General features: G+C 67.5%; 10 protein-coding genes. 6 read left to right on the forward strand and 4 right to left on the reverse strand.

Going from position 1 to position 12,495, the window contains the following annotated elements:
- Positions 1–29: 29 nt before the first annotated feature.
- Both BLP96_RS00640 and aat read right to left on the reverse strand, forming a co-directional pair.
- Positions 30–770: an arginyltransferase gene (locus BLP96_RS00640; RefSeq protein ID WP_089682055.1), complete on the reverse strand. Its 741-nt coding sequence runs from the start codon at positions 768–770 to the stop codon at positions 30–32.
- Between the two features lie 12 nt (positions 771–782).
- Complete coding sequence (gene aat, locus BLP96_RS00645) at positions 783–1,526, reverse strand: leucyl/phenylalanyl-tRNA--protein transferase (protein WP_089682057.1); 744 nt, start codon at positions 1,524–1,526, stop codon at positions 783–785.
- A gap of 192 nt (positions 1,527–1,718) precedes the next feature.
- Here aat and BLP96_RS00650 point away from each other — a divergent pair, with 192 nt between their 5' ends.
- Positions 1,719–4,730, forward strand: coding sequence for a DNA translocase FtsK (locus BLP96_RS00650; RefSeq protein ID WP_422666794.1), 3,012 nt, complete (start codon positions 1,719–1,721; stop codon positions 4,728–4,730).
- A gap of 135 nt (positions 4,731–4,865) precedes the next feature.
- The gene (lolA, locus tag BLP96_RS00655) at positions 4,866–5,495 is read left to right on the forward strand and encodes an outer membrane lipoprotein periplasmic chaperone LolA (protein WP_089682557.1); all 630 of its coding nucleotides are present in this window, start codon (positions 4,866–4,868) and stop codon (positions 5,493–5,495) included.
- Between the two features lie 85 nt (positions 5,496–5,580).
- On the opposite strand, the gene BLP96_RS00660 is transcribed toward lolA, so the two are convergent.
- Positions 5,581–6,735, reverse strand: coding sequence for an MFS transporter (locus tag BLP96_RS00660; protein ID WP_089682060.1), 1,155 nt, complete (start codon positions 6,733–6,735; stop codon positions 5,581–5,583).
- Positions 6,736–6,849: 114 nt separating this feature from the next.
- Here BLP96_RS00660 and BLP96_RS00665 point away from each other — a divergent pair, with 114 nt between their 5' ends.
- Complete coding sequence (locus BLP96_RS00665; RefSeq protein ID WP_089682062.1) at positions 6,850–8,232, forward strand: aminotransferase-like domain-containing protein; 1,383 nt, start codon at positions 6,850–6,852, stop codon at positions 8,230–8,232.
- 1 nt (position 8,233) lies between these two features.
- Here BLP96_RS00665 and BLP96_RS00670 read toward each other — a convergent pair whose 3' ends face one another.
- Positions 8,234–9,574 carry a replication-associated recombination protein A gene (locus BLP96_RS00670; protein ID WP_089682063.1) on the reverse strand — a complete coding sequence of 447 codons (1,341 nt, stop codon included), beginning with the start codon at positions 9,572–9,574 and terminating at the stop codon, positions 8,234–8,236.
- A 251-nt stretch (positions 9,575–9,825) separates the two neighbouring features.
- Here BLP96_RS00670 and BLP96_RS00675 point away from each other — a divergent pair, with 251 nt between their 5' ends.
- The 3 genes from BLP96_RS00675 (at position 9,826) to trmA (ending at position 12,457) form a co-directional block, all read left to right on the forward strand.
- Positions 9,826–10,371, forward strand: a complete 546-nt coding sequence (locus BLP96_RS00675) for a hemerythrin domain-containing protein (protein WP_089682559.1) — start codon at positions 9,826–9,828, stop codon at positions 10,369–10,371.
- 154 nt (positions 10,372–10,525) lie between these two features.
- Positions 10,526–11,302 carry a glutamate racemase gene (gene murI / locus BLP96_RS00680; protein WP_089682065.1) on the forward strand — a complete coding sequence of 259 codons (777 nt, stop codon included), beginning with the start codon at positions 10,526–10,528 and terminating at the stop codon, positions 11,300–11,302.
- A gap of 45 nt (positions 11,303–11,347) precedes the next feature.
- Positions 11,348–12,457, forward strand: coding sequence for a tRNA (uridine(54)-C5)-methyltransferase TrmA (trmA, locus tag BLP96_RS00685; protein WP_089682067.1), 1,110 nt, complete (start codon positions 11,348–11,350; stop codon positions 12,455–12,457).
- Positions 12,458–12,495 lie beyond the last annotated feature (38 nt).

Below are 12,495 nucleotides of genomic sequence, written 5' to 3' on the forward strand. Positions count from 1 at the left end.
AAGGCGGACGCCAAGGCAAAGAAAGGCCCCTATCGGGTAGCGATCATGCGTCGCCAGTGGCGGCCGTCGAGAATCTCCAGGGGCTGGTACGCTTCCTTGTAGGCCATCTTGCGACACTCGCGGATCCAGTAGCCCAGATAGAGGTGTGGCAGCTCCAAGTGTTGAGCATGGGCGACCAGGCTGAGGATCGCCAGGGTGCCCAGCGAGCGCCGGTTCCATTCCGGGTCTGGGTCGAAGAAGGTATAGATCGCCGAGAGGCCATGATCGAGATGGTCGAAAGCTGCTACCCCGAGCAGCCGCTGGCCCAGGCGGAATTCCATGAGGCGGGCGTAGGGCTCGTCCAGCGTCAGGAAGGTACGGTACTGCTCGTGGCTCGGCGGGTACATGTCGCCGTCGGCGTGGCGAGTCCGGATGTAACGGTCGTAGAGCGCATAGTGCTCGGCATCGAAGAGTGCCGGGCGCACGCTCCAGCTGAGATCGGCATTGCGGCGCCTGACACGGCGCTGGCTGCGGCTGGGCGTGAAGTCGGCGACCGGGATGCGTGCCGAGACGCAGGCGCTGCAACCCTCGCAATGCGGGCGATAGAGATGGCGTCCGCTGCGGCGAAAGCCGAGCAGGGCCAAGGCATCGTAGACCCCTTGGCTGTGGGATTCCTGAGGGTCGAGGAAGAGGGTGGTGGCCTCTCGCCCTGCCAGGTAGCTGCAGGCATGAGGTACCGTCAGGAAGAAGCGCAGGTCGCGCACCGGCTGTTGGGGCGCATTGCTGCTCACGGCGGCCGCCTCCTATGTGAGTGCATGAGGTGTCGACGGATTCGTGGCGTCATCGGGTTTCGGCCAGGCCGGCAATGGATAGCCGAAGCGCCGTTCCGCCGGGCCTGTCAGGCACTCTTCAAGATAGCCGATGAACGCTTCGCGAGCGATGTCCCGGGCGCCGAGACGCTCCAGGTGAGCGGTATGCATCTGGCAATCGATCAGCCGTCCGCCGCCGGTGCGCATGGCCCGCACGAGATGCACCAGCGCGACCTTGGAAGCATCGCTCTCGCGCGAGAACATCGACTCGCCGAAGAAAGCGCCGCCCATGGCCACGCCGTAGAGTCCTCCCACCAGCCGATCGTTTCGCCATACCTCCACCGAGCGGGCGAAACCCAGGGTGTGAAGAGTGCCATAGGCCTGGCGCATGGCGTCGGTGATCCAGGTGCCCGGCTGGCCGGGGCGCGGGGCGGCACAGGCGGCAACCACGGTGTCGAAGGCATGATCGAAGGTGACCGAGAAGCCACCGTTGCGCACTCGCTTGGCGAGGCTTCGCGAGACGCGCAGCGCGTCGGGAAAGAGCACCATGCGTGGCTCGGGGCTCCACCACAGGATCGGCTGGTCGTCGCTGTACCAGGGGAAGATGCCACGGGCATAGGCGGCGAGCAGCCATTCGGGCGTCAGATCGCCGCCGGCGGCCAACAGGCCGTCGGGGTCGCGAAGCGCCTGCGAGACGCAAGGGAAAGCGATCGGTGACTTGGGCAGCCAGGGCAGCATGATGACACGGGGCGCCTTCGCGTGAATGAATGCCCAGTGTGACGCTGGTTGTGCGGCCGCTCAAGCGCAAGGTGGTCACTCCCTGTGCGCTGGCGCGTCGTCCCGGTATGATGGACGGTCGAGAACGATTCGGACCATTCGAGGCTTCTGCAAGGTGCCGTTGTCACGGCGCTAGGGGGATAACAGTTGAGCGTGAAGGAGAAGCGAGCCTCGGCACGGGCCACGGCCGACCAGGCCCGAGCCAGCGCCAAGCGGTTCGGACTGCGCCTGCAGGGGGCCGCACGCGAGGGCGTGGTGATCGTCCTGCTGGCCGCCTGCGTGTTCCTGCTGCTGGCGCTGTTCAGCTACCAACCCAGCGACCCGGGTTGGTCTCAGCGCGGTCCCGAGACGGCCGTGACCAACTGGATGGGCCCCATCGGCGCCTGGCTGGCCGACGTGCTCTATTCGCTGTTCGGTGCCAGCGCACTGTGGTGGCCCGGCATGCTGGGCTTCGGTGGCTGGTGGCTGGTGCGCTCGCGGCAAGTGCGCTTCGAGTGGGATGCCACGGCGCTGGCCGTGCGTCTGGGCGGACTCGTGCTGCTGCTGCTGGGCACGACCACCCTGGGAGCCCTGCATTTCTACAATCCCGACAGCCTGTTGCCTTACGCTGCGGGCGGGATTCTCGGCGAAGGACTGGTGGGCGCATTGGTTCCGCTGGTGGATACCGGCGGTACCGGTCTGCTCGCGGTGGCTGCCATGTTGTGCGGCTTTCCGTTGTTCAGCGGTCTGTCATGGCTGACCGTCATGGATGAGCTGGGTCATGGGGCGTTGAGGCTATGGCGCTGGACGGCCGTTCCCTTCGGCCTGGCGCGCGAGCGACGCGAGGCGCGCCAGGCCGGGCGTGATGTCGAGGATGACGTCGGCGAACCGGCCGCCGAGGCGCCAGCGGCGCCGCATCAGCCGCCGCGGCGCCGCTGGTGGCAGCGTCAGCGGCGTCCGGTCGAGGGTGCTGCGCGAGAGCCCGGGCTGTCGGAGAACTACGGCGATGACGGCGATGTGCAGATCCCCTGGGAAGTGCCCGAGCGCACGCCCTCAGCCAAGCAGCCCGGGGCGGCCTATGCCGCCCGAACGGAGAGCCCGGCGAGGGACGCCACCCCCGAGTCGCCTCGGTCGCCGCTCAGCGCCCGCCGCGACGAGCCGGAACCGCTGGCCGAAGCCATGCCGCTGCGAGCCCGCGACCCCGAGCCGGCAGAGGAAGGTGAGAGCGAGGGCAGCTCGACGCCGTCGCGGCCGGTCGTATCCGGCAACGAAGAGCCGGCAACGACCAAGGCGCGCCGCGAGCCGGGCATGGGTGACTGGCAGCCGACCGAGCCGGAGCCAGACGACAACGAACCGCGACTGCGCTGGGACGACATGAAGCCGGAGGCTGGCGCAGAGCGTAGTGCCGTCATGACCTTCGCGCCGCCCGAGCCGTCGGAGGGCGAAGCCGAGGATCAGACCGACGGCCCGGCCGGGGATGATCAGGCCTCGGGACTGCGCTCGTGGCGCGAGTCGCGCGGGGAGTCGGCCGACACGCCGGGAAGCGCTGCAGACCCGCAGCGCCACGCTACGGCCGAGCAGGCGCATGACGCGGCGGAGGACCCCGAAGGTCCAGCGCTGTGGACGGTCGAACATCTGCAGAGCCAACGCCCGGTGCTCGACGGCTTGCCGGAGCCGGATGGTCAGCTGCCCGACCTGCGCCTGCTCACGCCACCCGAGCCTCACCAGCAGAACTACACCCAGCAGCAGCTGGCCGACATGGCTGAGTTGCTCGAAACGCGCCTGCGTGAGTACGGCGTCAAGGCAGAGGTGGTGCACACCTGGCCGGGGCCGGTCATCACCCGCTTCGAGATCAAGCCGGCGGCGGGGGTGAAGGTCTCCAAGATCAGCAACCTGGCCAAGGACCTGGCGCGCTCGCTGATGGTCAAGAGCGTACGCGTGGTGGAGGTGATCCCGGGGCGGCCCACGGTGGGCATCGAGATACCCAACCCGCACCGGGCGATGATCCGCCTGCGCGAGGTGATCGATTCAGACCGCTACCAGGAGGCCGTTTCGGCGCTCACTCTGGCGCTCGGTCAGGACATCGGCGGTGGCCCGGTGGTGGCCAACCTGGGCAAGATGCCCCACCTGTTGGTGGCTGGCACTACCGGCTCGGGCAAGTCGGTGGGGGTCAACGCCATGCTGATCTCGATGCTGCTCAAGGCCACGCCCGACGAGCTGCGCCTGATCATGGTCGACCCCAAGATGCTCGAGCTCTCCGTCTACGACGGCATCCCGCATCTTCTGGCGCCGGTGGTCACCGACATGAAAGAGGCCGCCAACGCCCTGCGCTGGTGCGTCGCCGAGATGGAACGGCGCTACAAGCTGATGGCCGCCATGGGGGTGCGCAACATCGCCGGCTTCAACGCCAAGCTCGACGAGGCGGAGCGCGCCGGTGCCCAGGTCGCCGACCCGCTGTGGGAGCCGCAACCGTGGCAGATGCACGAGCATCCCCCGGTGCTCGAGAAGCTGCCCTACATCGTGGTGGTGATCGACGAGTTCGCCGACATGTTCATGATCGTCGGCAAGAAGGTGGAGGAGTTGATCGCGCGGCTGGCGCAGAAGGCGCGGGCCGCCGGCATCCACCTGATACTGGCCACTCAGCGCCCCTCGGTGGACGTGGTCACCGGCCTGATCAAGGCCAACATCCCCACGCGCATGGCCTTCCAGGTCTCTTCCAAGGTCGATTCGCGCACCATCCTCGACCAGGGCGGGGCCGAAAACCTGCTCGGCCACGGTGACATGCTCTACCTGCCGGCGGGTGCCGGCTTGCCCACCCGCGTCCACGGCGCCTTCGTCGACGACGACGAGGTACACCGCGTGGTGGAGGACTGGAAGCGTCGCGGCGAACCGGAATACATCGAGGAGATCCTTTCTGGTGGCGTCACCGCCGACGCGCTTACCGGCCTCGAGTCCGATGGTGGCGAGGGTGGCGGTGATGCCGAGCAGGACGCGCTCTACGACGAAGCCGTGGCCTTCGTCACCGAAAGCCGCCGCGCCTCCATTTCGGCGGTGCAGCGCCGCTTCAAGATCGGCTACAACCGCGCGGCGCGCCTGGTGGAGGCGATGGAAGCCGCGGGGGTGGTCTCCTCAATGGGCACCAACGGCGCGCGCGAAGTGCTGGCAGGGCCGCCGGCGGGGGATTGACGATGTCGCCACCCAGCGACGCCAGCGGGTAACCGTGCAATCATCCTGCAAGCGTCGGCGGGTGCGCAACCCACCGGCGCGGCGGCAGTCCGAGTGACAGGAGTGTCGTGCAACCGTCCAAGGAGACTCATGACGATGACCGTGAAAAAACGCTTGGCCGTGCTGGCTGCGGCCCTTGCCGTACCGACGGCGGTGCTGGCCAACGACGGCGCTGAGCGACTGACTGCCATCCTCGAGCCGCTCGAGTCCTACCAGGCCAGCTTCGAGCAGTTGATCCTCGATGGCGGCGGTGAACGCCTGCAGGAGACCCGTGGCCGGATGTGGCTGTCGCGTCCCGGCAAGTTCCGCTGGGAGGTCGACGCTCCCTACGAGCAGGTGGTGGTGTCGGACGGTGAAGAGGTCAGTCTCTACGATCCCGATCTGGAGCAGGTCACCGTCCAGGCGCTCGATCAGCGCGTCACCCACACGCCTGCCCTGCTGCTTTCCGGTAGCGCCGACGAGCTCACCGAGAGCTACGAGGTTTCGTATCGCCAACAGGAAGGGGGCGATAGCTTCACGCTGGTGCCCAAGGCTTCCGATACCCTCTTCGAGGAGCTTGAGATGACCTTCCGCGATCAGCGCCTGCGTTTCCTGCAGATGACCGACAGCACCGGTCAGGAAACCGCCATCGAATTCCACGATGTGGTGATGAACTCGTCCATCGACGCAGCGCGTTTCGAACTCGAGGTACCCGACGGCGTCGATGTGATTCGCGAGTCTCGCTGAGCCAGACGGCTTCGCGGCATGTCATCGCCCCCGGCAATGCTCGGGGGCGATCTCGTTATGGCCGTCGGCGTTCAGGCACCGGCGATCATGCCAGCGGGGAGGCGCGGCGGCCCTGCTGCCACAGTCGACCCTTCACCGCCAGGCTGGTGATGAGCAGCGCGATGCCGAAGGCGATGAGGGCATCGTGCTGGCCGAGGTGTTCCATCAGTGCGCCGGTGACGACGACCGGCACGCTGAAGCCGATGTAGGCCAGCAGGAAGAACCCCGCGCTGGCGCGGTCAGGCTGGTCGCCGGCCGCTTCCAGGACGCCGCTCAGGCCACCTAGGTAGATGAAGCCGTAGCAGGCGCTGCTGGCCCCCACGGCGCCCAGCAGCACGGCGGGCAACTGGCCGTTGAGCGCGCCCCAGGCGATCAGCGCATAGGCCAACGGCAGGATGACCAGGCCGAGGCGAACGGAGACCACCGGGGCCAGGCGCCTGGCCAGGGGCTGGAACAGGACGCCGCCGCTGCAGACGCCGAGGGTGGCGAATCCGGACCAGGCCGACAGGCCGTGTCGAGCCAGCACGCCGGGCAGCAGGGCGATGACCAGCCCGACCGTGGCCCAGGCCAACAGGATCGCGACGCCGAACGTCACGCCACCGGCTGGATAGGTGGGCAGACGCAAGCGCACGGGGGTTGGGGGATGGGAGGTGCCGTCCTCCAGGCGCCACAGGCCCAGCAACGCCAGGGAAGCCGCGCATAGATACCACCACAGGCTCGGCGGGGCCAGGCTGGGTTCGTACAGCAGGCACAGGCTGGTCAGGGCGGCCCCCAGGCCGAAGCCGAGCGAGGTGCTGGTCGTCACCCAGGCCGTAGGGCGTCGGGTATCGCGACCGGAGAACAGCGACAGCATGTAGGCCGGCGCCGAGGCCGAGGTCAGAGCGGTGGCGATGCCCATCAGGAAACGGGCGACGGCGAGCGTGATGACACCGGGAGCGAGCCATGTCAGCAGGGTGGCGACGAGGCACAGCCCCAGGGCGGCCGCGATCAGCGAGCGTCGTCCAAACCGGTCGGGCAGTCCGTTACCCAGGAGGAGCACGGGCAGGATGCCGAGCACATAGCAGGCGAAGGCGATGCTGGTGGCGGTGACGCCGAGGCCGTCATGGGTCGCCAGGGCGTCGTAGTAGGGGGCCTGGAGGTTGACGGCGGTGGTGATCAGGCACAGGGCCAAGGCCAGGCGGAGTCCCGGAAGCGATGGCATGGTGTTCCTCGAGCGAATGGATGGAGAGCTCAGGCTCCCATCCCACCCGGTGCGGCATAAGGTACACTGGCGACGGATTTTGCGGTAACGGTGCGGGCGAGGAGGGGGAGGCCCATGCAGGTGAAGGTCGATCCGCTCGCGGCGCGTCCCCGGGTCGAGCAACTGACCGATGGCATCCAGGACTGGATCGTGCGGCACGGCGTATCCGGCGAGCGATTGCCGTCGATCCGCCGACTCGCCGCGACGCACGGCGTCAGCCGCAACACGGTGATCGAGGCCTACGAACGGCTCGTTGCCCTGGGGTGGATCGTCTCGCGGCCTGGCTCGGGGTTCTATGTGGCCGATGGGGCGGTCGATGACGCCGAGCGGGGGGCGCGTTCGGGCATGGCCGATGTCTCCGACGAGATGTGGAACCTCTTCCAGGAGGACGGCGAGTCGCTGCGGCTGGGCTGCGGTTGGCTGCCCAACGCCTGGCGCGACGAGGACCTCTTCGGTCATGCCCTGCGCCAGGTGACGCGGCAGTCGTCGGCGGGGTTGTTCGAGTACGGCACGCCGCTGGGGTCGCCCGAGCTGCGCGCCCTGCTGCAGGAACGGCTGCGTCGTCTCGCCATCGAGGTCGATGCCAATCAATTGCTGATGACCGGTGGCGGGAGCCAGGCGCTCGATGTCATCGTGCGCTGGCTGCTGCGGCCGGGAGACACCGTCATCGTCGAGTCTCCGGGCTACTACAACCTGTTCGGGCTGCTGCACCTCCACCGCGTCAACGTCGTCGGCGTGCGCCGCACCGAGGAGGGGCCGGATCCGGAGCACCTCGAGACGCTGCTCGAGCGCCATTCCCCCAAGTTGTTCTTCTGCCACAGCGTCCTCCACAACCCGACCGGCACGACCCTTTCCGCGGCGGTTGCCCGGCGAGTGCTGGCGTTGGCCGAGCGCCATGATCTGCGGATCGTCGAGGACGATATCTACGCCGATTTCCAGCCGACGCCCACGCCGCGACTGGCCGCGCTGGATGGCCTCCAGCGGGTCCTCTACGTGGGCAGCTTCTCCAAGACCCTGTCCTGCTCGCTGCGGGTCGGCTTCATCGCCGCGCCGCCGGAACTCCTCAAGCCGCTGGTCGACGTGAAGATGCTGAGCAACATCGCCACCTCGCCCTTCGCCGAGCAGGTGGTGGCCACCCTGTTGCGCAACGGGAGCTACCGCCGACTGACGGAGAAACTGTACCAGCGCTTGTCGCGGCGCATGGTCACTGCCCTCGCGCTGGCCCGCGACGGCGGTTGGGAAACGTACGCGACGCCCCAAGGCGGGATGTTCCTGTGGGCGCGTCATCCGGATGTCGCATCATCTCGGGAACTGGTGGCCAGCGCGGGGCGACGGGGCATTCGGCTGTCTCCGGGAGATGTCTTCCTCCCCGAGGCGAACGAGTCGCCCTGGATTCGACTCAACGTGGCCTACGTCGACGACCCTCGGGCGCGGGCGTTTCTGGATTCCCCGCGATGATTCAGGACGATTCCCGGTCGGCGGCCGCATCCAGCTCCGCCCGCCATTCCATCATCTGGCCGTACCGCTTCTCCTGACCGTATTCGGTGGGCCGGTAGAAACGCTCCCGAGGTGTGTCACCCGGCCAGCAGTCGTGGGCGCTGCCCGCCGGATAGCCGTTGGGCTCGTTATGCGCGTAGCGATAGCCGTCACCGTGGCCCAGCGACTCCATCAGCTTGGTGGGCGCATTGCGCAGATAGGTGGGCACTTCCAGGCTCGGCTGGGCGGCCACGAAAGCCTGGGCGCGCTTCCATGCCCGGTCGATGGCGTTGCTCTTGGGCGCCACGGCGAGGTGGATGGCGGCGTGGGCGATGGCGCGCTGCCCTTCGTAGTCGCCCAGGCGCAGGTAGGCGTCCCAGGCGGACATCGTCAACGGCAGGGCGCGCGGGTCGGCGTTGCCGACGTCCTCGGAGGCAATGGCTGCCAGTCGACGGATCACATCCAGCGGGTCGCCGCCGCCCTGAACGAAACGGGCGATGTAGAGCAGCGCCGCATCGGGCCGCGAGGAGCGCACCGACTTGTGGATGGCCGACAGCAAGTCGTAGTAATGGTCGCCCTGCTTGTCGAAGGCGCTGGCCTGGTGGCCGAGCACGTCGTCGAGCGCTTCGCGGTGCAGCACTTCGCCCCCGTCCGTTCCCGGCTCGGCGAAATCGCAGGCGGTTTCCAGCAGGCCCAGGGCGCGGCGCGCGTCTCCTGCCGCTGCCCGAGCGATGATCTCCAGCACGTCGTCGTTCACGGCAATGCGTCGCTCGCCGAGGCCGCGTTCGCGGTCGGCCAGGGCACGGCGCATCACCTCGATGAGCTCCGTCTCGCCGAGCGGCTTGAGCACGTGCACGCGGGCCCGCGATAGCAACGCCGAGTTGACCTCGAAGGAAGGGTTCTCGGTGGTGGCGCCGATCAGCGTCAACAGCCCCGACTCGACGTGAGGCAGCAAGGCGTCCTGCTGGCTCTTGTTGAGACGGTGGATCTCGTCGAGAAACAGTAGGGTGGTGCGCCCCTGGGCCTGCAGGGCGCGGGCTCTCTCCACTGCAGCGCGGATCTCCTTGACCCCGGCCATGACCGCCGAGAGGCGCTCCAGGTGGGAGCCCGACTCCTCGGCGAGAATGTCGGCCAGGGTGGTCTTTCCGCTGCCGGGTGGGCCCCACAGGATCATCGAGCGCACCTTGCCCGTCTCGGCCATGCGGGCCAGCGGCTTGCCGGGCCCGACCAGCGCCTGCTGGCCGACGTAGTCAGCCAGGCGCCGCGGGCGCATACGGTAGGCGAGCGGGGAGGCAGCGTCGTTGGCCGATTCGAAGAGGTCCATGGGCTCGTCCTTGCTGGAATGTCGGCAACGGTGCCGAATCGGAGAGTCGGGATCAAGCGTTGAAAGCTGCTTGGCGGCTTTGTCAATATGACTTTTGATGATAGGCGCTGCGGGCACAAAGGCACTAGGGTGATACAGCACTCCCGGTCACGTGCGTCGGGACGTTGACGTGGCACTGAACCCGCCCCCGCTACGCGACTCCAATCCAGTATGCCGTTCACCCGCCGGTTAGAGGAGGCCTCGACATGCCCATGCTGACCCAGCTGCGCCAGGATCATGCCAACATGGCGCGCATGTTGCACGTCCTTCAGCTCAAGCAGAAGACCCTGTCCGCTGGAGAGCGGCCCAACTTTCAGTTGGTTCGGGAGGTGGTCGACTACATTCTCGACTACATGGAAGGTTTCACCCAGCCGCTCGAGAGCGTGCTGGCGGAGCGTCTCCAGGCCAAGCAACCCGATTGCCAGGTGCTGACGGAACGCCTGAGTTGCGATTACCAGGCGTTGCGCCGCCAGTTGAAGCGACTGTCCAACGACATCGACATGATACTGATGGACGCCGTGGTCCCGATGGACCGCTTCGCCGACGATCTCAAGGCCTATCTCGACGCCCACCGCGCCTACTTGCGCGATGAGCGCGAGCTGCTGTTCCCGCTGATTCGCGAACACTTCGAGGACGAGGATCTCGACCGGCTCGCCGAGGCGTTGCCGGAAGGCGCCGCGGCCGAGCTGGAGCGGCTCCAGCAGGCGTACCCCGAACTCTATGCCGAGCTGAAGGAGGCTCCCGAGCCAGTGTCTTGAGCCGAGCGGGAGGGTGCCGGGCTTTGCGTGGCACGGCAGGCTGCTAGAATGGGCGCCTCGTCGTCGCGGAGTCCAGCTGCATGATCGACCTTTTTCTCCGTCCCTGCCGGCCGCGCCGGCAGGCGCGCTTCAACGCAATGACCTGCACCGCTGCATGCCCGGCCCGATCCTGATCTTCGACTCCGGCGTCGGCGGGCTGTCCGTGGTCGCCGAACTGCGTCGCCAGCTGCCTGGTGCGGCGCTGACCTATGTCTGTGACAACGCCATGCTGCCCTATGGCACTCGCCCCGATGCCTGGCTGGTAGCGCGCATCCTGGCGGTGTGCGAGGCGGCCGTGACAGCCAGTGGCTGCGCGGTGCTGATAGTGGCCTGCAACACGGCCAGCACCCTGGCGCTCGATGCCCTGCGTGCGCGCCTTTCGGTGCCGGTGGTGGGGACGGTACCGGCCATCAAGCCGGCTGCACGTCTCAGCCGAAACCGCCATGTCGCCCTGTTGGCGACCAGTGCCACCGTGGTGCGCCCCTACACCGAGCGACTGATCCGTGATTTCGCCAGCGACTGCCGGGTAGAGCGCGTGGCAGCCGATGGCCTGGTGGTGCAGGCCGAGCGTCGGGTAGCGGGAGAGACGGTCGACGAGAGCGCCATCCGTGCGGCGCTGGCCCCGCTGTGGCGGTCGCCCACGCTGGATACCCTGGTGCTTGGCTGCACTCACTTTCCGCTACTGCATCGCGAGATCGCCGAGTCGGCTCCCTGGCCGGTGACGCTGGTCGATTCCAGTTCGGCCATCGCCCGTCGCACCGGGCAGGTGGTGGGCGATACCGCCCAGCGCCACGCTGAAGATGCGAGCCTGGCCACTGCCCCCGACGCGCGCCTGGCCCGTGGTCTGGCCCGCTTCGGGTTTGCCGAGCCGCGCCTGTTGCCTGTCGGTTGAGCGCCTTTCTAGTCTTCCCGTTACCGTCATCCCTACGGAGTTGCCGTGTCCATTCCTGCTGTCGACCCGCCCCGCTATGACGACCAGCTCGCTGCCAAGTGCGAGCGCATCCGCCGCCAGTTCGCGCGCTTCGCACCGCCCGATCTCGAGGTCTTTGCCTCGCCGCCGAGCCACTTCCGGCAGCGCTGCGAATTCCGCATCTGGCACGCCGGGGACGATCTCTTCTACGCCATGTTCGAGGTCGACCCCGATGACCCCAAGCACAAGAGGGTGGTGCGCCTGGACGACTACCCGGTGGCCAGCCGGCACATCAACGCGCTGATGCCGCGCCTGCGCGAGGCGCTGCTGGCAAGTCCGGTGCTGCGGCGCAAGCTCTTTCAGGTGGAGTTCCTCACCACGCTCTCCGGAGAAGCGCTGGTGACGCTGATCTACCACCGCCAGTTGGATGACGCCTGGGAGGCCGAGGCCCGCCAGCTGCAGGAGCGGCTGGGCATCGACATCATCGGGCGGGCTCGCAAGCAGCGCCTGGTGCTCGCTCGGGATCACGTCTGGGAGCGACTCGAGGTGGAAGGGCAGACCTTCCACTATCAGCAAGTGGAGAATGGCTTCACCCAGCCCAACGCCGAAGTGTGTCGCTCGATGCTCGCCTGGGCTCGGGACGTGACGCGTGACAGCGGCGATGGCGATCTGGTGGAGCTGTACTGTGGAAACGGCAACTTCACCGTGGCGCTGGCCGAGAATTTCCGGCGTGTGGTGGCCACGGAAATCTCGCGGGTGTCGGTGGCCAGTGCGCAGCAGAACCTGGCAGCCAACGGCATCGACAACGTGCATGTGGCACGCATGTCCGCCGAGGAGTTCGCCGAGGCCTTGGCCGGTGAAAAAGCGGGGCGGCGCGTGGCCGCCATGGCCCTCGATGATCACGACTTTTCCACCGTGCTGGTCGATCCGCCGCGTGCCGGTCTCGACGCGGCGAGCTGTCGTCAACTGAGCGGGTATCGGCGTATCGTCTATATTTCATGCAACCCCGATACGTTGGCGCACAATCTGGAGTCTCTCAGTCAATCCCACGACGTCGAACGCCTGGCGCTGTTCGACCAGTTTCCCTGGACCGACCACTGCGAATGCGGTGTGCTGCTGGTTCGCCGTGAAGCCTGAGCCTTTCGATGCCTGGCAGGAAAGTCAAGGCATCATGG

The sequence above is a fragment of the Billgrantia gudaonensis genome (assembly GCF_900100195.1).
GTDB lineage: Bacteria > Pseudomonadota > Gammaproteobacteria > Pseudomonadales > Halomonadaceae > Halomonas > Halomonas gudaonensis.